Below are 22,189 nucleotides of genomic sequence, written 5' to 3' on the forward strand. Positions count from 1 at the left end.
CGCACAAAAAAATTAATGTTTTCAAAAGCATGCACTTACGGTATCAGGGCCCTCATTCTAATTACCCAAAGAAGTAATGAAGGGAAAAAAATAGGCGTGAAAGAAATTGCGGAGGTGACTTCAACGCCAGAACCTTTCACCGCTAAAATTTTACAGCAATTATCAAGACAAGGTGTGATTCAGTCTATAAAAGGACCTAAAGGAGGTTTTTTTCTGGATGAAGAACAGCAGAATACTTCAATTTATGATGTAGTAGAGGCCATTGATGGTGATCAGTTGATGACGGGTTGTGGCTTAGGCTTTTTAGAGTGTTCAGATGAGAAACCATGTCCTATGCATGCAAAATTCAAATCTATTCGTGCTTCTATCAATAAGATGTTGGAAACCACAACTTTAAAAGATTTAAGTGATGATGTGGAGGGAGGATTGTCGTTTTTAGCACTTAAAAGATAATCAAAAGGACTGTGTAGGCAGACAGGAATTTAAGATACTCCTGTCTGCTTATTGAACCCGAAAAATGATTTTACACTATTTTTGATCACCACTCTCTGATATAAAAAATAATCTTTAGCTGCTATGTAAAGCAACTTATCCGTTTTGAATTGTGACTTCAATAAAAAAGCAAAACCAATATAAGGAACGCTTGCTAGATAGGCCCCGCCAATAGAGATTTGATTTTTCAATCTCCATTTGATAAAAATGGCTTTTAAGGTTGCATTGGTCACTAGGAAGATAATAGGAATAGCAGTGGCCCAGCTGATTTCTCTTTGGATAAAAGTATAACCCGCCGCACCAGGAATTAGAATATTATCAATCCATACCGCTACAAAACTCCACACAATCAAAATATAACCTACTCTGAATATTTTGGAGACTCCTTTGCCTAAACTATTTTCTACAAGGTAAGAACTTTCTTCAGGCGTATATTTATCACTGTTTTGTACAAAGTTGCAAAAGTTGTCTCTTGCACATTCACAGTATTCATCAAAATCTTTCATTGAATTTATATGCTACTAACATTACTAAAATAATGAAGAGTCATCCGCTATCCAACCCTTTTTTTCTTTAATCCAATTCATCAGCTGTTCATGAATTGAGGAACGGATAAGAATCGCAGGATTTCCCAGAAAAATCATTTGCTGTTTGGCTCTCGTAATCGCCACATTAAGCTTTCTGTCTACAATTCCGTCTTCCGTCAGTGAGAGCATGTTTTGAAGCTGAAAAGGAGTATTAGCACAAAAAGAAATTAAAATTACCTCTCTTTGACTTCCTTGGTATCTTTCTACAGTGTCAATACTGATTTTATTTGCTTCTTCAAAACCTATTTCTTCTAACGCCTGACGAATGGCCGCAATCTGATTTCTATAAGGGGCAATGATCCCCAAAGTTTTATCAATATCAAAATCACCTTTCTCTTCTAAATACCTTTTTCTAGTCAGGACTGCAATTTGTGCTATTTTTCTAGCTTCCTCCATATTGATTTTATCGGAAGTAGAGGTGTCTGTATTATGTGTAGGAAAGAACAACAAACGCTTTTCTTTCAGTAGCTTTGCAAGTGCATTATCATCTTCTTTACTATTCCAGCTGATGGTTTCACTTTGCCAAGGAAGGGGCACAGTCATCAAATTTCCTTGATAGAAAAATTCATTGGCAAAATATCCAAGGTCCTCATGCATTCTGCCTTGATTTTTGAGCTGATCAAAAGCCCAGTCCCAGTTGTTTTTCTGGCATAAAGCAAAAATCCTCTCAAAGTAAGCGTTTCTTCGATTCGTAAGGTTAATTTCAGTCAGTCCTTTAAAACTGATTTCAGAAACCGTCTTATCTTGCTGTGTGATGGCAGGTAGCTGTTTTTGATCTCCAATTAAGACAAAACGATTTACTTTCGTCAATAAATCGACTAATTGAGGTTCAAGAATTTGAGAAGCTTCATCAATAATAGCCATATCAAATTTCTTGATTTTGAACAGAGAAACTCTACCGGAAATTGAGGCAAGGGTCGTCACAAAAACTCTATGCTGTTCAATTCCTTTTCTCAAAGAAGCTCTATTGCTAGCACTTTCAGCTAATTTATTCAAAAGGTTATTTCTGTACTGAGGTGCACAAGAATGTTCTGATCCGATCCTCAAAAACTTTCTTCCATCTGACAACGGAGTGGTGATCGCTTCCTCTAAAGCCTCACAGATTTCATCCACAGCTCTATTGGTATAAGCTATAAATAAAATGTTTCTCTCCTTGTCAGTATTGTATAAAATGTGGGCAAGGTTTTTCAGCATCCTCGATGTTTTACCTGTACCTGGAGGGCCAACTACTAAGCAGTAATCTTCTGTTGAGAGTGCCTTGGAAAGGGTATTTAACTCAACTTTATTGAGGTTTTTATCTTGAGCTAATTCCAAAACTTCCTCATGTGTAAACATTTTGGAAGGATAAGTAGGAGGGTTCAACCCAAGAAGAATGTCTTTTTTCTTTTTATTGGTCCATGTGATAAATTGATAAAGCCCTCTGTACATGGCATTAAAAGAGGCCTCCATAAAATCACCTTCTAAAGCCCAGTTGGTATCAGCATCAAAAATTTCATCATTTCTTTGTTGATGTCTCAGTTGAACAATGATTTCATCCTTACTGATTGTCGTTATAGTTCCCTTATTGATTTGCCCTTGAGTTGGCATGTCTTCAGAAGAGTTCCTTGGATAAAGCGTCACAATATCACCTACTCTGAAATTGACAAAAGCATTTTCAGGATTTGTTCTTTTAAATACTAAAATGGGAGTGGGGTCATTGGCAAAGTTTTCTGTAAGCTCTAAATCAAATAAGATTTTAAAACTGTCTTTTTTAGTATCAAAATCATCCAACCATAGAGAAGCTACACCTTGATTGAAAATAGTATCACCTACCTTTGCCAACTGATGCTCTTTGGCTATAAAACTGATAAATGAAAACAGGTAAGCCCTTTCCAATTGCGTTAAGCTTCTGATATTCTGTATAAAATTATTGACGTCCTTTTTTACAAATGGAGCCGCTCCAGCAAAAGCAATCTCGTTGACTTGTCTCAACACATTACCTACATCTTGCAACGTTTCTGATTTAGAAAGCAATAACTCATTCAATACCATTTCATTTCTTGTATAAATGATCATCTGTTCCATCTTAGAAGTATAGGTGTCATATCTCAAAGGTTCATGTATTGCCTTTGAGTAGAAAATCATGGGATAAATACTTTGCTGATCGCATTGATAAGCATCTTTCAGCAACATCTGATACATAAGCGTTTGTACAGCATGGTTACTCCATAAACCAGAACTTCCCAACCCCGCTTGAGGTGGTTTCCCTGATTTCAATTCCACAATTCTATACTCACCCTTATCATTATTGATATGTAAAAGGTCTAAACGTCCTTGAATGCCATATTTAGGAGAGTAAAAAGAGGGTTCTATACAGCATCCATCCTTATCTATTTGTTGCTGTTTGAAGTTATCGTTTATAGTTTTAATGATATTTTGAAACTGGAATTGGGCGTTCTCCATAAATTCATTAAAACCAGCTTTTGTTTCTAATTCTGGTAAAGTAATGTAATCCAATGGATTGGCTTTGAATGTTTTGGTAAAAACATCTCTAAATTGCAGTGTATTAGGATCTTCGGCATGAATTGCTTCATCAAGGAAAAAGTTAGCAACACTACCTAACAGTATTGGAACACTAGACGCAGAAGGTGTGAACTTCTTCAGAAGCATACTCAACGGAATACTACCCGTCCTGTTAAAAGACTCTGCGACTGATGTAACATCGACTAAAAAATCAGGTTCAATCACAAAATGCTGAGGGATAAAATGATCATCACTGCTCAGTTTAACATTGAGTAGATGCAATTGCATACCCTCCCATATTTTGGCAATTGTGGTGGTATAAATATCATTGACATTGACCACATCATACCTCACTTTGATAGGTGTTTCGTTTTCTGCATCGTCATCCTCAATACAGTGAAGGAGCTTATTTTCCTCATCAATTTTGATGACTTCTACCCTCAGCGTATCAATGAAATTTTCTTTCTGTTTTTTGGATTCTTCCATGGAAGGAAGTGGAGGTAATGCCTGATCGAGAGCTTCAATTATCTCTTCGTTATATATAATTTTAACAGTTTCGGCAACACTCCTACAGGCAAAATTAATGTCGTGAAAACTGATAACTTTTGCCGACCTTTTGGATAACCTATCATTGATCCTCACCTTTTGCAGTCGCCAAACAAGATGCTGTGGGAGTTTTAATTTCTGTCCTATATATGCGATTCTAGCAAACAAACTAGAGAGTAAAATCTTCTCACTTTTGGTCTGTTCTTTACAAAGCCATTCTAGTAAATCCTTGATTCTGTGGTGTTTTTGAGGAGGAGTGAATTCCTCATTATTGATGGTGTTGAATAAATAATTATAATAATCTTTTGCTGTTAGCATGCTGTATTTTAATGAAGTAAAAAATCACCATCATCATTTGAAGAACAAAATAATGGATCACTAATTGTTATACACTAATGCACTAAATATAGAATTAATTTAGTTTTTTACCATGTTGCACAAAACATTTAATTTATTTGTTTTAACGAATTGAAAAATGTGTTAAATTTGATTCTTGTAACATGTTAATTGATTTATAACCTATCAATTGTATTTTTTGCTATTAACTTTTTGAAAATGCATATACAAAAACTCTTTAGTCGAGCAGGTTTACTGGCTCTTTCAGTACCTATGTTCTTTACTTCTTGTGGACCTGAACTAAACGAACTCGAAATTCCCCCTTTAGAAGGATATAAAATTGGTATTCCATTAATCAATGGTGATAGCGAAATTGGTTTTAGAGATCTTCTTTCAGAAGAAGATTTAAAAGACTTGCAAACAGACCCTGTAACAGGCGATTTATTTTTCACATTTGAAGATTCATTTGATATCGCTTCATCTGACGATTTAGCGCAGGCTTTTGGTAGTGTAGATGAAGATGATTTTTATAGCGTTACTTTTTCAGATCCATTAAACGGAGTTGAACTTCCTGTTGTTCAGGATTACAGCTTTGGTTTTGTCACTGACCAATCAAATTGCTCTGGTCAATATGCATGTATTTCCTTATCCAATGGTCTTAAAGATGATATCGTCGTTTCTTATTTAAGATTTGATAGAGGAGGTTTGGAAGTTGAATTCAGAGCTAATGCAGGTGATATTATGTCATTGACATTGACTGGAGTTGAAAGTGAAAATGGAACCACTATTAATGAAAGTATGCTTGTGCAGAATACAGGCATCAATAGAATAGTGTTGGATTTAGAGAATGTTGCTCTAGATCTTAATAATTCAATACCCGTTCTTACAATTTCATTAAAAGATCAAAATGATTCTCCAACAGGTAGAATTACGGGAGTACAGTTAACGCCTACAAACTCTGCGGATAGAATTAGATTACGTTTCGGAAGTGCATTGACAGCAGAAATTGATGTGCCGAGAGAAGAAATTGATACAGATTATTTATCAGATATTTTCCCTGAAGAAGCTCAGATTAATTTCAAATCACCGACAGTTGAATTTACTTTCAATAACCCAACAGGTGCAGGAATTACAATTGATTTAGGTCAAAATGGTGGTATTTATGGAGAGAATAGCAGTGGTGAAAGATCACCATTAGAATTTAATGTTGATTCAGCAGATGCGATTGCAGGAGCTTCATCTTGTTCTCAAGTAATTACAGTATTACCAGCTACATCGTTTGATGAGCAAAAAGTAACAAATGTTTTCGCTTGTGAAACTGCTGACCTATTAAACATCAGACCTGTGAAAATTGCTTATGCAGGTCAGGCAAGATATAACTTAGCGGCTGGAGAGGAAGTGCTTTTCTCAAAAGGAGCAGAAGTGAAAGCTTATTTTATGGCTAAAATCCCATTATACTTAGGTTTCACAAACATGGCTTACGAAAGTGGTTCAACAACTGATTTTGATTTCAACAGCGAAATTCAAGCGATTACATCTGCCGTATTAAGATCTAAAGTGACGAATGGTTTGCCAATTGAAGGTTCATTGAAATTGACAACAAAAACTTCAGAAAATGGAGCAGCTACATCAGAAATTTATATTGATGGAGGAAACAGCAGTAATAAATTAATTAAAGCGGCGTCTACATCAACAGATGGTATTGTAACAGGGCCTTCAGAAAATTACTTGGAGACGGATTTGACAGAAGATCAAGTAAGAGCAATTTTAAATGCAGGATATGTAGATATTAGTTTTGAGTTGGCGGCTGATGCTGACCCATCTACAACTACACCTGAACCGGTTCAAATCACAGCTGATCAAAAAATGAGATTTGAAATGGGTATTTTACTGGAAGGTACTATTGACCTTGAAACTGAATAATCCTCCACTTTCTTTAAAGCTAGATTCAATGAAAAATTTAAAATATATATTCTTTAGTCTATTTGCATTAACATGTGCTTCTCAGGTAAGTGCACAGCAAGTAAATACACTGTACTTTATGAACAGTGTGCCACAATCCTTGAAATACAATCCGGCAAAGCAATCTGAAGCTAAATTTACGCTTGCTTTTCCAGTATCAAATATTTCGGCTCATGTATACAATCAGTTTAACTACAATGATATAAGTACAACTGAAAATGGAGTGACTACGCTTGATGTAGATGCTTTCTTAAATAAGCTTGATCCAGAAAGTACTCAACTGTCTTCTGTTTCTTCGGAAATTTTTGGTGTTTATTATCAGAAATATAAGTGGGGATTCAATTTAAGTGTCAATTACCAAGTATTGGAGCATTTGACCTATTCAAAAGCACTTTTCCAAACACTTCTAAAAGGACCTGCTAACTCACTTGGTGTACAGCAGAACTTAGCTTCTGTCGCTGATGTTTATGGTTTTTATGATATCAGCATGGGCGGTAACTACAGAATCAATGATAAATTGACTGTAGGTACAACGTTGAAATTCTTATTCGGTACGCATCAGTTAAATGCTAAAATCAACGGTAATGTTCTTCAAGAAGATAACGCAAGCTTGGATTTTAGACTTGGAGGAAACGTGGAGTTGAGATCAAGAGGTTTAGGAGAAATTGTTGATGAAGAGGGTAATTTTGATGTTGATTTGGAAAATGATGAATTGACTAAATCTTTCAGTTCTCTTTCAAATACAGGTTTTGCAATTGACTTAGGTGCAGTGTATCAATATTCTGATAAATTGACTTTTGAAGCTTCAGTAAGAAACTTAGGTTTAATCAAGTGGAAAGACAATGGAAGTAACTATGTAGCACCTCTTGAGGAAATTTCATACAGTGGTGCTGACATGCTAGAATTATTGAATGGCAATGTATCAGATGCATTCCCTTCTATTTCTGATTCAATTCAGTTTGATAATACGGATACTTTGTCAGTAGAAAGCACTTCAACATTACCTGTTATTGTGAACTTAGCTTCTACTTATGAAATTTGGAAGCACACTACAGGTGGTGTATTGTTCTCTCAAATGTTCTATAAAGGAAATTATTATCCATCACTTACTTTATCTGTAGATAAGCAGTTTGGTAAATTCTTTGGTTTAGGTCTTAGCTATACAGCTGATAAAACAAGCTTGGCTAACCTTGGAGCGTTAGTTTCATTTGGTTTCCCTGGTTTCCAATTGTACGTTGTTTCTGACAACATCTTAACTGCAGGTTTAAACTGGGACAAAGCAAAAACAGCTAATGTTAGATTTGGTTTGAACTTGCCTTTCGGTAAAGTGGAGGAAAAAGATAGAGTGCCTAATAGCTTAAAAAGAAGATTGAAAAATTAATTTTCATCTCTCAAAAAATACAAAGGCCAAGTAGTTTTGAATTACTTGGCCTTTTCTTTTTATATTCTTGGAAATAATATTACTGACAATATTCAATCACTGCTTCTCTGATGTGCGTGAAGGTCTCCTGCAACAACTCCTCATTTTCTTCAAGCAATGTTACTCTGAATCCTTGAAGATCTGAGCAGAAAGATGAAATAGGAACAACACAAACCCCTTTTGCAGCAAGCAAGTTGTACACAAAGCGTTTATCATGAGGCATTTCCTCTGCAGTCCATTCATCAAGCATTTCTTTGATCTGTGGATTGTCAATTTTTAAAGACTGTCCTTCTTTCAATACACCATCTTTGAAGATAATTGTATTATAAAAAGCACCATACGTCTTATTGAAAGTCAATTGTGGTAGATCGCCTAACAGTTCGGCAATAATCTCAGCTCTTCTTCCAATAGCATTGTTAGCCTCATCCCTGTACGGTTGGTATCTAGGATCTTTCATAATTCTTGGAACCGCCATTTGAGGTAATTTTGTTGAACATACCTCAATCATTTTAGCATTATCCAAGGTTTGGCAAAGACGGTCAAACTGCTGGTCTTTGTCTTTATTGTAATATTCCATCCAGCCACAGCGAGAGCCAGGCCAAGGGAATTCCTTTGAAATACCTTTTAAAGCGATACCAGGAACATCGCCAATATATTCAGCCAATTGGAATGCTTCTGCACCATTATAAGTAACATTCGTGTAGATTTCATCTGAAATAAGAATCAGATTGAATTCTTTGGCAATTTCTACAAAGCGTTTGAGTATCTCCATTGGATAGACCATTCCCGTTGGGTTGTCGGGGTTGATGATCAAAATACCTACAATGTTGGGGTTGTATTTTACTTGTAAATATAAATCCTCCATATCAGGGTACCAGTGGTTTTCTGGATCTAATTTGTAAGTCAATGGAGTAGTGTTGGCGTGGGCGGCTTCGGCGGAAGAGTGAGTAGAGTAAGCGGGTGAAGGTCCGATAATTCTTGATGTAGGCAACAAGAACTGATACAACTTTGAAATCGCATCACCAAGACCATTAAAAAACAGGATGTCGTTCGCATCAATCTGCGCTCCTTGAAGTGCGTTAGTTCGCTCAGCAAGAAACTCTCTTGTTTCTAAGACTCCTTTAGAATGACAATACCCGAAAGTGTCATTCTCATCCAGTAAGTTGCTGATGATTTCTTTCATCCATACTGGCATTTCGGCATTTTTCTGAATTGGGTCGCCGATGTTTTCCCAATAGATTTTCTGACCTAGTTGTCTTAAATTATCCGCTTTTTTTACAATTCCACGGATCTCATAACTAAGTTCATTTGCTCCTTCTCTTAAAAGTTTTTGTCTCATCTTCCGAATTTTTTAAGCAACTACCCGCCAAAGTAATCGCTCAAGCATTATTGAAGTATTTAATAAATAAATACTTCCGTTAAAAATTTAAGCCTATTCTAAATGTACCCACAGCATACAAGTGTGGATAACATTTAGAGTGTTAAGTTCAAAATTGCTTGTTCATTATGAGAATATCAATATTCTTAACTAGATTTTGATAAAATTTTATGAATAAGTTAAATATCTTGTAACATTATAAGTATATGTCCTTGTCGAATAGAAAAAAACCGAAGCTTATTCATGCTAAATGAACAAGCTTCGGTTTAATAAGGCTTAAAAGGTTGCCCTGATTTTATTTTTGAGCAAGCTTGGTGAATATTTCTTCCATAGATTGAATTTGTGTATTCATTTCTATAATTGCTTGCTGGTTTTCTGCCGTTTTTCTAAAAATATCACCTCTTAAATCCATTTCATTAGGATAGTAAATCAAAACGTTTTGCTGATCTACATTTTCAATTTTTTCAACCCCTTCCACACTTTCAAGGAATTGAGCATCTGTTGGGTTTTCAAAAGTTACATTAAGAATTGTCTTTGAGCCCAAATGCCTTAAATTTTCAACGCGGTCATTGGCCACAATGTCACCTTTTCGAATGATAACCACTTTATCACACAAAATTTGGACCTCCTGCATAATATGAGTAGACAGCATCACCGTTTTATTTTGACTGACTTTTTTGATCAGTGCTCTTATATCTTCCAGTTGGATTGGGTCAAGGCCAGTGGTGGGTTCATCTAAAATCAACACCTCAGGGTCGTGGATTAACGCTTGAGCTAAACCAACTCTTTGACGATACCCCTTAGAAAGTGCTCCGATTTTCTTTTTTCTTTCTTGTGTTAGTCCCGTCAGCTCAATCATCTCCTCTATTTTACTTTTTTTCTGCTGTCCTTTCAACTTGTAAATAGAGGCACAAAAATCAAGATACTCCCTTACATACATATCCAAATACAATGGATTATGCTCTGGTAAGTAACCTACTTTTTTTCTAACATCAATCGGTGAATCTACCACATCATAACCACATACATTGATTGTCCCTTCCGTAGGAGGAATATAACAAGTGGCAATTTTCATTGTGGTTGATTTTCCTGCACCGTTGGGTCCTAAAAAGCCCAATATTTCTCCTGGTTTTGCTTCGAAAGAGATGTTATTGACGGCCTTTTGTTCTCCGTATATTTTTGTTAAGTTTTTTACTTTAATACTCATAGGGCGAAGTTAAAAAAGTGTGTGTTCCTATTCAAAAATAATCGATAGTTTAATTTTTCAATTACTTCTTAGGATAACCTGTGATACTTTGAATTTTTTTATACAATGGCTGTAATTGAGGGTATATTTTGAGGTAAACCTCTTTGTAAAGTTTTTGATAGATTTCTACTTCTTTCTCCTGAGGATAAAATGTCTTTTCAAATCGCGTCATTTCTTGAATAGCAGATTTCAAACTGTATCTGCCTAACCCAATATACCCTAGCATAGCGGCGCCTAGTGATGAAGTTTCAAAAGTATGTGGCCGGTGAGTGGGAAGGTTGAAAATATTGGCTGTTAGTTGCATCGCTACATCACTTTGAGAGCCTCCGCCAGAAACTCTTAATTCTGTAATTTTGTATCCAGTTTTCCTTTCTGTCTGTTGTGCTCCTTTCTTTAAGGCATAAGAAATCCCCTCTAAAATAGCTTTGTAAATATGAGCTTTGGTATGTACATCACCAAAACCAATAATACTGCCTTTGGCTTCCCTTCCCGGATTTTTAATGCTTGGCGACCAAAAAGGTTGCAATGTTAAACCCATAGATCCTGCCGGAATCTCTTTGATCATTTCCTCAAATAACGACTCTGGTGCAATATTCATTTCCTCTGCTTGTAATACCTCCTGATGCCCGAATTCCTTTTTAAACCAGCTGACCATCCAAAAGCCTCTGTAAATCATGATTTCAGTGTTGTTGGTGTTTTTAATAGCACTGCTATAAGAAGGGAAAAAAGGAATGACTTCTTTGTAAGAAGGGATATTGGTAGAGATTGTAGCGGTAGTCCCAAAACTTAAACAGCCAATATTCGGAGTGTCAATTCCTGCACCTAGCATTTCACAGGCTTTATCTGAGGCTCCTGCAAATAGTGGAGTACCTTCAGGGATACCTGTTTGTAATGAGGCATCTTTGGTGATTTTGCCAATTAATTCAGATGGATTCACTAGCTCAGGCAGTTTCTCCATTTCAATCGAAAAAAGCCGATGCTTCTGATCTGTTGGTTTTGCCCATTGGTGCGTTTTATGATCAAAGGGAACAAATCCCACCATATTGCCTGTAGATTCTTTGTAAAGACCTGTGAGTTTATAATGAAAGTATCCAGACAGGAAAAGATATTTGTAAGTGTTTTTCCATAGATCAGGCTGATTTTGCCGTATCCAATTCGATTCAGCTTCCAAAATAACATGTTCAACGATATCATAAATACCCAGGCCTTTCATTGCAAACTTTAAAAAAGGAGAGGGGAAGTTTTCCAATTGTGCTTTTCTCTGATCTAACCAAATGATAGCAGGTCTTAATGGCTTTCCATCTTCATCAACATTAATCACAGTCCCTCTCTGAGTGGTAATCACAACTCCATCTACTTTTATATTATTTTCGGATAAAAGTATTTTTACTGTAGTGCATGTGTTTTCCCAATAATAATCAGGGTCCTGTTCTGCCCAACCCGGTTGTGGTGAGTGATAAGGAATGATAGGTGTTTTTTTTAGAGCGAAAATATTCCCTTTCTCATCAATCAAAGAAGCCCTTATAGATTGTGTGCCTGCGTCGATGGATAATATCATGATGTTAGTTTTGTTTTGAATTGATGCTTATATTTCGGAAAAAAGTAATGATACTATAAAATGAGAAAAGGAACAAAAAGATATTATGGTCAGATGATTACTTCAAACAAAGAATCATTTGTAGGAAAAGAGCTGGATGTGATTATGAAAAATGGTCAAAGCTATCATGGTATCATTAAGGGAGCAAATGATACGGCACTTCAAATGAAAGATGGTTTAGATGGAAAACATGAATTACTCTTTTCTAATATCGATGAGATTATAGAAATTATACCTGCAAAATATTAATTCAATCGACCCTGTTTCTATTCCAATAGACTGACATTTATTGCTTTATCATAGAGCAATTTCAAAAAAATATTACTAAATTTTATAGTCGTTACTAATGCACAATGCGGAGGTGACGACTATAAATTTTTAAAAACTACTCTATTTCTTCATCTTTTATAATCACATTTCATAATGCTGAAAAAGAACAAAAAAAATAATGACCCGAATTCACTTCACAATGCAGTAAAATCAATTAGAAATCAAGTTCAAGTTCCAAAATATTCTCTGCCAGAAGAGCAAATGGAGCCTTCCCAAGCGTATAGTATCATCCATAATGAATTGATGCTTGATGGTAACGCAAGGCTCAATATGGCCACTTTTGTGACGACATGGATGGAACCTGAAGCAGAAAAACTGATGGCAGAAACCTTTGATAAAAACATGATTGATAAGGATGAATACCCTCAGACTGCTGAAATTGAGGAGCGTTGTATCAATATTGTCTCAAAACTATTTCATGCTCCAGAAAATGGTAATGCTGTGGGATCCTCAGCCATTGGTTCAAGTGAGGCCGTAATGCTTGCAGGAATGGCTTTTAAGAAGAAATGGAAGGAGAGAAGAGAGAAGGCCGGACTTTCTACCGATAAACCTAATTTGGTGTTAGGGACTAATGTGCAGGTGGTGTGGGAAAAGTTCTGTAGATATTGGGATGTGGAGCCTAAGTATATCCCCATGAAAAAAGGAAAATATGTCATTACTGCTGATGAAGTGATTAATACTGTAGATGAGAATACAATTGGAGTAGTGGCTATTTTAGGAACCACTTTCACGGGTGAGTTTGAACCTATTGAAGAAATCCATGATGCGATGGTTGAAAATAATTCAAAGACAGGTTGGGAGACGCCATTGCATGTAGATGCGGCAAGTGGAGGTTTTGTAGCACCTTTTATTCACCCTGGTTTGAAATGGGATTTTCGATTGCCTTTAGTAAAGTCCATCAATGTATCTGGTCATAAATACGGATTAGTGTATCCAGGAATTGGCTGGGTGGTTTGGAGAGACGAATCAGACCTTCCTTCTGATTTGGTTTTTCATGTGAATTACTTAGGTGGAGATATGCCAACTTTTACCCTCAATTTTTCACGTCCAGGGAATCAAGTGATTGGCCAGTATTATAATTTTATACGATTAGGAAAACAAGGGTACCGTCAGATAATGAAAGACCTTCAGTTTATTGCTATGAAAATTTCTGAGGCAGTAGAGAAACTAGGTTATTTTGAATTGTTGAGTGATGGGAGTACAATTCCCGTTTTTGCATTTAGCGTGAAAGAAGGATTAAACTTCTCAGTCTATGATATTTCAAGTAAGTTGAGAGAAAGGGGCTGGCTAGTGCCTGCGTATACAATGCCCGCTGATACGGAAGATGTTGCCGTATTAAGAATTGTAGTACGTGAAGGCTTTAATAGTGATATGGCCACAATGCTGATCAGTGATATACAAAAAGCGGCAGAACACTTTATCGCAAGAGGTGATAGAGAAATGAAAACATCTGGTTCAAGTTTTTCGCATTAGAATATGGTTTATTAATTTCAAAAATACACACATATGCATTTACACATACATCCACTTACCTCCAGAAGGATGGTGTTGTGTACGTCTATATTATTCATGATAGGAGCATCTTGTTTTATCTATTCAAGTTTCTCCTATCTACTCCCAAACCCTGATGAATTTCTTTTAAATACCATCTTTTTTGTAGGGTCCATACCCTTTACATTTGCTGCTTTTTTCCAATTACTCAATGCTACAAATCAAGAAGGACAAGAGTGGAAATTATTCGCTTTTCGCCCCAAAAACAGAGGTTATATTGCAGGATTAACACAGTGGCTTGGTACGTTGCTGTTTAATATCAATACTTATGATGCAACGCGTACATTAGATTGGGAAGAGGAAGACTTATTGGTTTGGACACCCAATATGTTAGGCTCTATTTTATTCTTGATATCAGCATTTTACCTCCTGAAAGAAATCTCGTTTAGAATCAATTGGCAGGATAGAGAAAATCTGAGTGTTTGGATCAACATGTTAGGTTGTATCACGTTTATGATTTCAGCCCTCACTTCGGTGTACCTGCCAGATCCATTGCCAATACCTGTAATTCAGTTTGCATTAGTGAATACAGGTGTGGGAGCGATCTGTTTTTTTGTGGCTGCACTAATAGGTCTAACAAGATTGCCCAAATAAACATGGTTTAATAAGTTTTAGAATAAACGGAAGAATTGCCAGCATGATCAGTAATGACCATATGGAATTTCCCTTTAAGAGCTTTTTTGTCATCTAAAAGACGAGTTTGTATATAATCTTTCTTGGCGTCGTATTCTAATAATATAAACTCACCATTCAAAGTGGCTTTATAAGTTGCGACTCCAGAATCTTCATCCTCAATTTTAAATCTTAACTGATTGCTTTTCCATTTTTTTAATGGGATAATTTTCGGAGGAATAGTTTCAGGCATTAATGTGAACTTACCTAATTTTGAAGTTCTAAAACTGATGGTGTTGCCTTTCCATTTTCCACCAACAAAGTGAGTTTTCCCTTTCTGATCAATTCTAAATACAAAGTTCTTTTTGCTGACAAGAGAAGAATCATTTACTTCATACTCAATAGAAGCACTTGCATGGAGAGGAGTGTAATAGTCATTGATTTTAAGGAGGTTTTGTTGCTCTTGAACCGTTAAGTAAAGAGTATCAAATAATGAACGTTCTCTAAATTCAATATTTAAATTTTTGCCAAAGTATTTCAGGGAAGTATTATGAGGTACCTGATATTTCAAATGTGTATCAAGTTTGGTTGAATCAACAGAACACATAAACGGTAAGCCGTCTCTTAAATCCCATAAGTAGTAGTTGATGTTTCCCTTATGATAAGCAGGCTGAACACTCTGATTCCAAAGCGGAAAATGTAACTGTAATGGTTTACCCTTTTCAGCAGGGAGTGCAACTTTCATAATATTCTCTTCAATACTGATAGAGTCAAATTTCTTACTTGCTCTAGGTGCTGGGTTATTGCCTCTGATACTGAATTTGGTGACAGTATGATTATCAAAACTATCCCAAAGTTCAATTCTTATATTTTTTCTTTCATTGGGGTCGATTTCAATAAACCCTGTGAGTGAGCTGTCAGGGTAAATAGGCAGGTGATTACTGTCAAATTTATATAAACGCTGATACCTTCTTTTAGTATCTAAAAATGCTTTATAATCGGTGAACGTATTGATATTGGCACTTTCATCAAAAGGAATTCTATTGATGATGTGCTCATAGATCATTTTGTCGTTTTCGTAGACTTGAATTTTATTGATGCCATATTTATTGTAAGTGCCATCGGCCCTATCATAAGTATCAATCTCAATACCTACTTTCCCCAACGCATTAAAAGAAGAAGCTTGATAATAACCCGGTTTACCAGTGACAGTTTTTAAAGCTGTAGAAAATTCACCTTCTACTCTGCTGTAAATTTCAAGAGGTCTTAATCGAACACTTCTTACAGTTGGCGGAATATTGTCCATTACTTCACTGAAACCAAAATCAACGGGGTTTAGTGGTCTTTCTTCTTGGTCTCTGATTTCAAAATGAAGGTGTGGACCTGCAGAAGAACCAGTGTTTCCTGAATACCCAATGATATCACCTTTTTTAATAACAAATAAGTTAGAAGGGAGATTTTCTAAATTGATCTCAAACGACTCTTTTTCATACTGCTTTTTGACAATATACTCTTCTAGCTCAGGAGCAAAGCGCTGTAAATGACCATATACAGTCCAATGTCCATTAGGGTGCATCATATACAATCCTCTTCCGTACCCGAAAGGTGAAACACGCATTCTGATAATATACCCGTCTTCAGCCGCATAAACAGGTAATCCTTCTACACCTCTAGTTTTAATATCCAAACCTCCATGAAAGTGGGTTGTTCTCAATTCTCCCATTGATCCAGCAAAGTAGTTTTGTTTACCTGGCTCGATAGGAAATAGGTAATCTGGAGTGATGGATGAATCTTGAGCAGAAGTGAGCAGTGAAATGCTCATAAAAAAGAAGAACAATTGTAATTGTCTCATGAGAAGTTTGATAAAAAATTAGGAGGTCAGCATGTGATAAGAGCTTAAAACGGAAGGGGAAATCAACTTGCCTTTGCCTTTTAAAAAACATGCTGAGTACAAAGTCAAAAATAAATTATAGTTAATTTTGAATTTGTACTTATATAAAAAAAAGACCGATGCTACAGTAAATATAACATCGGTCTTTTAAAATCAAAGGGTTGGATTAACCTAATTTGAATGAAATTGGTAATACCATTCTTTGTTTTACTGCACGTCCACGTTGCTTACCAGGCTTCCATTTAGGAGCTTTCTTCAATACGCGAACAGCTTCTTCGTCACAACCAGCACCAATACCACGAACTACTTTGATGTCCGTTAAAGTACCGTCTTTGTCAACGACGAACTGAATGTATACTTTACCTTCCACACCCATACGCTTAGCTTGCGAAGGGTATTTCATGTTTTTACCTACCCACTTGTAGAATTTGCCCATACCGCCAGGGAAACCTGCTGGGTCCTCTACGATTTCGAAGATTTCTTCAACTGCTTCTTCCACTTCCTCTTCTTCTACTTCAGGAGCTTCTTCAATAACAGTTTCTTCGTCAAATTCTTCTGGGATTTCGATTTCGATTTCGTCCTCGATTTCCTCTTCATCCGGCACCTCAACGATTACTGGAGCAGTAACTTTTGGTGGTGGAGGTGGTTGTTGTTGAGTAACAGGTACATCGATCATTTCTTCTTCAGCAAAATCAATTGAACCTAAGTCCATTAATGTTTGATCTTCATACGAAGGGAATTCCAATGCCACTAATACAAAAAGAAGTGATAATGAAAGACCAATTAAACCGAATAATGCAGAATATTTTGAAACGTCTACATCGTTATACTTTTTTACAAGAATACTTCCTTCTTGTCCTGATTTCTTTCCTGACAAAATATCAGACCCTGTTTTGTTGATCACAAAACGGAAAATCTGAATTAATGCTAGGAAAAAGACTACGAATAAGACAGCTGTCCATGTCGCGCCTAAAGATCCTAAGATATCTACCATCTGAATACGAATTTAATGCTGCGAATAATCCAAATCATATTTTATTCAGCGCCCGAAATTACGACTAGATTCCGTTATTTACAAAAAGAAACTGTAAAAGACGGTTAAAATTTGTTTATACGTGTTTTGGAGCGCAAAACAGAATATGTCACAAAATAATTATGTGAAATCTTATTATGGGTAAATTTAACTGTTTTAACAGTGTGTTGTAAGTTATTGACTAAATTTTAAGATTTCATGCCCTTTTTAAATGATTTTAGAAAGGAAATGAGATGCTCAAAATCATCATCTGTATGTGCAGGAAAATTGGCAATTCTAAAGGAATTGTTTTTCCATGGTCCATAACCGTTGCCAAGTAAAATGCCTTTTTCTAATGCCTCTTTTTTGATCTGTTCCAATTCTTCAGGATCACATTTTACACCAATCACCGTTTCGGATTGCAGTTGAGTATTATCAATTAGAGGTGTGAAGCCGAGTTTTATTAATTCCTTTTTCAGGTGGTTTCCTCTTTTTCGTAAGTGATCATGTACTTTTGATATAACGGGACGGTTTTCCATCACTCTTTTCAAAAGATAAATATTCAATATGTTTGGCGTATGTGTCGTTTGAAGTTTCAGGCTATTATTATAGATAGAGTGAAGGGAATTATAATGAAAGTCTTCCTGCTTTATTTCTTTAATTGCTCTTGGAGAACAAACCATGACAGACAGTCCTGCAGGAAGCCCGAAACATTTCTGAACAGAAGCATACCAAAAGTCAGCCGAAAGCCAATTGATATTCACGCCAGACATAGCACTAGTAGCATCTACAAAAATCAATGACTTAGGGAATCTGCTTCTCAGCTTCTGTATCGTTTTCGAATGTACTTTTGTAGTGTTAGAGGTTTCACAATTGGTCAGGCAGAAGATATTTTTCTGCCCCTTGTCCACTTTTATTTTGTTGATGCTTATTCTTTTTTGAGGAGAATAAGCATAGTGTGTTACAGACTTGTTGGTTTGCTCATTATAGTGAGCCCATTTTTTACCAAATGCACCATTATATATATGTATAAAATTGGCATCAAAAGACTGACTGCTGATTTCCCAGCATTCTGTAGCACTGGAAGCAAAAAGTACTGTGTAGTTTTTAGGAATATTCAGTTTGTATTTTACAGCCTCCACACACGATTTCATCATCTCCATAAATTGTGGACTTCTATGGTTATACTCTATGAGTTGACTTTCTATTGCTTCCTGCATAAAGTCTTTTACAAGAGGTTCTATTTTACTAGGTCCTGGATAAAATGAAATCATTCTTTTTCTTTTAAATTAAAACAAGTCGCAAAGATAACAGTTCAAAAAGAATATACATTCAAAGTGATTTGCAATTGAGCATAAGAAATCTGTAATTTAAATCACAATAGTAATCTACAAACAACGCTTTAATTTCGCTATGGAAGTGCAATACTCAGAGATGAACCAGACAAAACACACAAAATCACAAGAGAAAAAATACCAGATGTTATATGTGGGTCTGTGTGCAATTTTTATTACAAACGCTATAGTGGCCGAAATGGTAGGGCCAAAGATTTTTTCATTGGAAGCTTTTCTAGGAGTGGCACCTTTGCAATTGGAAGTACTGGAATCTTTTGTGTTGGATTTCAATCTAACGGCCGGTGTAGTGATTTGGCCCGTAGTTTTTATTACTACTGATATCATTAATGAGTATTACGGCAAAGATGGAGTAAAGAAAATATCATTTATCACTGCGGCGCTGATCTCTTATGTCTTTTTTGTGATTCTAATGATTACTGATTTGCCTCCTGCACAATTCTGGCTGGATCTTAATAATGTAGACAGTCAGGGAAACCCCTTTAATATAGAAGAAGCATTTGATAAAATCTTCACTCAAGGTTTGGGTATCATTATAGGTTCATTAACTGCCTTTTTAATAGGTCAGTTCTTAGATGCTTATACTTTTCAATGGCTGAGAAGATTTACAGGAAGTAAACAAATATGGTTGCGAGCAACTGGTTCTACATTATTTTCTCAATTAGTAGATAGTTTTGTAGTACTGGGAGTGGCTTTCTATATATTTGGAAACTGGTCTTTCGAGCAAGTAGTCGCAGTTGGGATTATCAATTATATTTATAAATTTGGAATTGCTGTATTGATGACTCCTTTATTATATGTTGCACATTATATTATAGATGCATATCTTGGTAAAGATTACTCAGAGTTTGTGACGGATAGAGCATCCAAGACAAGTTTGTTCTAAAATCAGATTGAAATAGATTTTTATTACTTAGAATACCCTTAATATTATCATGCTAACAGATGTAGATTTTGATGGACTTTATGACATCGCCGATGGTGATGAGGAATTTTTATTTTCTATTCTTTTAGTCATCGAAAAAAATTTGAAAGAGTACCCTTCAGAAATGACGGCTTTATTAAACAATAATGCCATCCTTGAATTTGGGAAAAAGGCGCATAAGCTAAAATCAAGTACCGCTTACCTTGGACATCAAGAATTAGAGGAGCTATTGATCTTCATGGAAGACGCTCTTAATCATGAAAAAACAGAGCTGGAAGAAAAATTGAAACAGCTCACAATGCTTTCTGAAGCTGTACTTGTCAATATTCATAAGAAAATTGAAGAATTATCTTAAAATTTAGAGATTGTTTTCAATAATTATTTAAAGAATACCCTAAAGTTCACGAACTTTGTGCTTTGAATAAGTACTTGGACGGGAACACCCTTTTGTTTTTGTGAGATACTATTCAAAATCTATGAATTTCATAGAGTGTTTTACTGCCGTGTTGGCAGCATGTTGAATTTCTAATTTATTTAGATGAAAAAGCGTACTCCTAATTCAGGAAAATCAAACTTGAGTCCTTTCAAAAAGTTCATCAAGGAAAAACCAAAAAGAGAGACATTCTCTGAAAAACCAGCTCCAAGAAGAAAACCAGGCAAAAAGCTAGAAGAAAAGCTTAAAGCTAAAAAAGATCAGAAAATCAGAGAAACGGTATACGGGTCATCTGATAAGCAAATCAAAAAGCCTGTTTATGATGTAAAAAAAGTGATTTCTGTGGCTAAAAAAGTGAAGGAGGAAAGTGAAGAAATTAAACCAAAGAAAACCAACGAGGTACGATTAAATAAATATATTTCTAATGCAGGAGTTTGTTCAAGAAGGGAAGCGGACAAGCTGATTGCTGAGGGTCTTGTAAAAATCAATGGCGAAGTAGTGACAGAAATGGGCTACAAGGTACAGCCTAATGACAGAGTAGAATATGACGGAAAACTTTTGAAGAAAGAACAATATGTTTATGTTCTTTTGAATAAGCCAAGAGGTTTTATTACTACCACAAAAGATCCGTTGGAAAGAAAAACGGTAATGCAGTTGGTGCAAAATGCTTGTGAAGAACGCATCTATCCTGTAGGTCGTTTGGACAGAAACACTACCGGCTTGTTGTTATTTACCAATGATGGAGAATTTGCAACAAAAGTAGCTCACCCTTCAAGTAACACACAGAAAATTTACCGCGTTGAGTTGGATCAACCTTTAAAAGAGGAAGATGAAATGGCATTGCGTGATCGTAAATTTGAATTAGAAGACGGTTCTCCTTACATCGATGGTTTGTCAGTCAACGAAGACGACCGCAGAGAAATTGGTATCGAGCTTCACTCAGGTAAAAACAGAATTGTAAGAAGAATTTTCGAACACTTCGGTTATACAGTTGAAGTCTTGGACAGAACAGTGCTTGCTGGTTTAACAAAAAAAGACCTTCCTAGAGGAAAGTGGAGATACTTATCAGAGCAAGAAATGATTTCATTGAAATACCTTTCTGGTTTGGATAAAAAGAAAAAGAAGCCGGCAAAAGATAAAGGTAAAAAGAGAAGATAGGTAATTTTATATCTCATATTATAGATCCTGATTTTGAATATTAGAAATGATGTTCGAAATCAGGATTTTTTGTAAATTGAGAATGAATCTATAATATTTATCATGCAAAAGATTTTAAAAAATAAAATAAGTGACTTACAGTCGATTTGCTCAAATTTGGGAGTAAAAAGACTTTACGCATTTGGTTCAGTAGTTTCAAATGACTTTACTGCAGAAAGCGATATTGACTTTTTAATTTCGTTTGTGGATAAGCTAAGTATTGAAGAGTATACAGATAACTACTTTAAATTACATTATAAACTGCAGGATTTATTTAACCGAAAAATTGACTTAGTTACAGAAAGGACATTGTCGAATCCTTATTTTATTGAGAGTATTAATGAATCAAAAGAGTTGATTTATGAAGCGTGAGGTAAAGAAATATCTATATGATATAAAAGTTTCAATTTATGAGTATTTAGGTGAAAAGCGTGATTTTAAATTTTACTTGCAAAACAAATTGTTAAGAAGAGGGGTTGAAAGAGAAATTGAAATAATCGGTGAAGCAACAAATAGAATACTCAAATTGGATAAGGATATAAAAATTGAGAATGCACGACAAATTGTGGATACTAGGAATTGGGTAATTCATGGATATGATAAGGTTGATGATGTTGTGATTTGGGGAATTGTTACTAATCATTTGCCGAAACTTAAAATGGAGGTAGAGTCAATGCTAAATGACTAGACTATTACTAAAAACAACAACCTTCCCTCTTCTATTTACAAATATTCCACTAATCAGGCTTCTCTATTGAAAAATCTACTGTTATAATGGACTTTTAGCATTGAAAAGATGTATTTTTATATTCATTAATAA

The 22,189-nt window shown here is 35.6% G+C and carries 19 protein-coding genes; 11 read left to right on the forward strand and 8 right to left on the reverse strand.

From position 1 onward, the window contains the following. Window positions 1-15 precede the first annotated feature (15 nt). Window positions 16-453, forward strand: coding sequence for an RrF2 family transcriptional regulator (locus HHU12_RS02920; protein WP_169654838.1), 438 nt, complete (start codon window positions 16-18; stop codon window positions 451-453). A gap of 29 nt (window positions 454-482) precedes the next feature. Here HHU12_RS02920 and HHU12_RS02925 read toward each other — a convergent pair whose 3' ends face one another. Both HHU12_RS02925 and HHU12_RS02930 read right to left on the reverse strand, forming a co-directional pair. Further along, window positions 483-998, reverse strand: a complete 516-nt coding sequence (locus HHU12_RS02925; protein ID WP_169654840.1) for a hypothetical protein — start codon at window positions 996-998, stop codon at window positions 483-485. A gap of 24 nt (window positions 999-1,022) precedes the next feature. Next, window positions 1,023-4,445, reverse strand: a complete 3,423-nt coding sequence (locus HHU12_RS02930) for an AAA domain-containing protein (RefSeq protein ID WP_169654843.1) — start codon at window positions 4,443-4,445, stop codon at window positions 1,023-1,025. 237 nt (window positions 4,446-4,682) lie between these two features. On the opposite strand from HHU12_RS02930, the gene HHU12_RS02935 reads away from it, so the two are divergent. Beyond that, on the forward strand, window positions 4,683-6,386 hold the full coding sequence (locus HHU12_RS02935; RefSeq protein ID WP_169654845.1) for a hypothetical protein: 1,704 nt from the start codon (window positions 4,683-4,685) through the stop codon (window positions 6,384-6,386). Between the two features lie 28 nt (window positions 6,387-6,414). Further along, entirely contained in the window at window positions 6,415-7,806 is a 1,392-nt protein-coding gene (locus HHU12_RS02940) for a DUF5723 family protein (protein WP_169654847.1), read from the forward strand. 79 nt (window positions 7,807-7,885) lie between these two features. On the opposite strand, the gene HHU12_RS02945 is transcribed toward HHU12_RS02940, so the two are convergent. The 3 genes from HHU12_RS02945 to HHU12_RS02955 form a co-directional block, all read right to left on the reverse strand. Further along, window positions 7,886-9,184, reverse strand: coding sequence for a pyridoxal phosphate-dependent aminotransferase (locus HHU12_RS02945; protein ID WP_169654848.1), 1,299 nt, complete (start codon window positions 9,182-9,184; stop codon window positions 7,886-7,888). Window positions 9,185-9,518: 334 nt separating this feature from the next. Then, the gene (gldA, locus tag HHU12_RS02950) at window positions 9,519-10,430 is read right to left on the reverse strand and encodes a gliding motility-associated ABC transporter ATP-binding subunit GldA (RefSeq protein ID WP_169654850.1); all 912 of its coding nucleotides are present in this window, start codon (window positions 10,428-10,430) and stop codon (window positions 9,519-9,521) included. A 61-nt stretch (window positions 10,431-10,491) separates the two neighbouring features. Further along, window positions 10,492-12,027 carry an FGGY-family carbohydrate kinase gene (locus tag HHU12_RS02955; protein ID WP_169654852.1) on the reverse strand — a complete coding sequence of 512 codons (1,536 nt, stop codon included), beginning with the start codon at window positions 12,025-12,027 and terminating at the stop codon, window positions 10,492-10,494. Between the two features lie 60 nt (window positions 12,028-12,087). Between HHU12_RS02955 and HHU12_RS02960 the strand changes: the two genes are divergently transcribed. From HHU12_RS02960 to HHU12_RS02970, 3 genes are all read left to right on the forward strand, one after another. Further along, window positions 12,088-12,315, forward strand: coding sequence for a hypothetical protein (locus HHU12_RS02960; RefSeq protein ID WP_169654853.1), 228 nt, complete (start codon window positions 12,088-12,090; stop codon window positions 12,313-12,315). 174 nt (window positions 12,316-12,489) lie between these two features. Then, window positions 12,490-13,869 carry a glutamate decarboxylase gene (locus HHU12_RS02965; RefSeq protein ID WP_169654855.1) on the forward strand — a complete coding sequence of 460 codons (1,380 nt, stop codon included), beginning with the start codon at window positions 12,490-12,492 and terminating at the stop codon, window positions 13,867-13,869. A 33-nt stretch (window positions 13,870-13,902) separates the two neighbouring features. Then, window positions 13,903-14,541 (forward strand): YrhK family protein, encoded by a 639-nt coding sequence (locus tag HHU12_RS02970; RefSeq protein ID WP_169654857.1) that lies wholly within the window; start codon window positions 13,903-13,905, stop codon window positions 14,539-14,541. Window positions 14,542-14,548: 7 nt separating this feature from the next. On the opposite strand, the gene HHU12_RS02975 is transcribed toward HHU12_RS02970, so the two are convergent. The 3 genes from HHU12_RS02975 to HHU12_RS02985 all read right to left on the reverse strand — a co-directional run bounded on the left by HHU12_RS02975 (window position 14,549) and on the right by HHU12_RS02985 (window position 18,736). Then, complete coding sequence (locus tag HHU12_RS02975) at window positions 14,549-16,411, reverse strand: M23 family metallopeptidase (protein ID WP_169654859.1); 1,863 nt, start codon at window positions 16,409-16,411, stop codon at window positions 14,549-14,551. Window positions 16,412-16,616: 205 nt separating this feature from the next. After that, window positions 16,617-17,444, reverse strand: a complete 828-nt coding sequence (locus tag HHU12_RS02980; protein WP_169654861.1) for an energy transducer TonB — start codon at window positions 17,442-17,444, stop codon at window positions 16,617-16,619. A gap of 227 nt (window positions 17,445-17,671) precedes the next feature. Continuing rightward, the gene (locus HHU12_RS02985) at window positions 17,672-18,736 is read right to left on the reverse strand and encodes an aminotransferase class V-fold PLP-dependent enzyme (protein ID WP_169654863.1); all 1,065 of its coding nucleotides are present in this window, start codon (window positions 18,734-18,736) and stop codon (window positions 17,672-17,674) included. Between the two features lie 160 nt (window positions 18,737-18,896). On the opposite strand from HHU12_RS02985, the gene HHU12_RS02990 reads away from it, so the two are divergent. The 5 genes from HHU12_RS02990 to HHU12_RS03010 all read left to right on the forward strand — a co-directional run bounded on the left by HHU12_RS02990 (window position 18,897) and on the right by HHU12_RS03010 (window position 22,057). After that, window positions 18,897-19,700, forward strand: coding sequence for a queuosine precursor transporter (locus HHU12_RS02990; protein ID WP_205959761.1), 804 nt, complete (start codon window positions 18,897-18,899; stop codon window positions 19,698-19,700). Window positions 19,701-19,749: 49 nt separating this feature from the next. Next, a complete protein-coding gene (locus HHU12_RS02995) occupies window positions 19,750-20,094 on the forward strand; it encodes an Hpt domain-containing protein (RefSeq protein WP_169654865.1) in 345 nt (114 codons plus the stop codon). Window positions 20,095-20,277: 183 nt separating this feature from the next. Continuing rightward, window positions 20,278-21,330 (forward strand): pseudouridine synthase, encoded by a 1,053-nt coding sequence (locus HHU12_RS03000; RefSeq protein ID WP_169654867.1) that lies wholly within the window; start codon window positions 20,278-20,280, stop codon window positions 21,328-21,330. Window positions 21,331-21,432: 102 nt separating this feature from the next. Next, the gene (locus tag HHU12_RS03005) at window positions 21,433-21,741 is read left to right on the forward strand and encodes a nucleotidyltransferase family protein (protein WP_169654869.1); all 309 of its coding nucleotides are present in this window, start codon (window positions 21,433-21,435) and stop codon (window positions 21,739-21,741) included. Continuing rightward, the gene (locus tag HHU12_RS03010) at window positions 21,731-22,057 is read left to right on the forward strand and encodes a HepT-like ribonuclease domain-containing protein (protein ID WP_169654871.1); all 327 of its coding nucleotides are present in this window, start codon (window positions 21,731-21,733) and stop codon (window positions 22,055-22,057) included. Before HHU12_RS03005 ends, HHU12_RS03010 begins: the two co-directional genes overlap by 11 nt. Window positions 22,058-22,189: the final 132 nt, after the last annotated feature.

It is taken from the genome of Flammeovirga aprica JL-4, from assembly GCF_012844305.1.
Taxonomy (GTDB): Bacteria; Bacteroidota; Bacteroidia; order Cytophagales; family Flammeovirgaceae; genus Flammeovirga; species Flammeovirga aprica.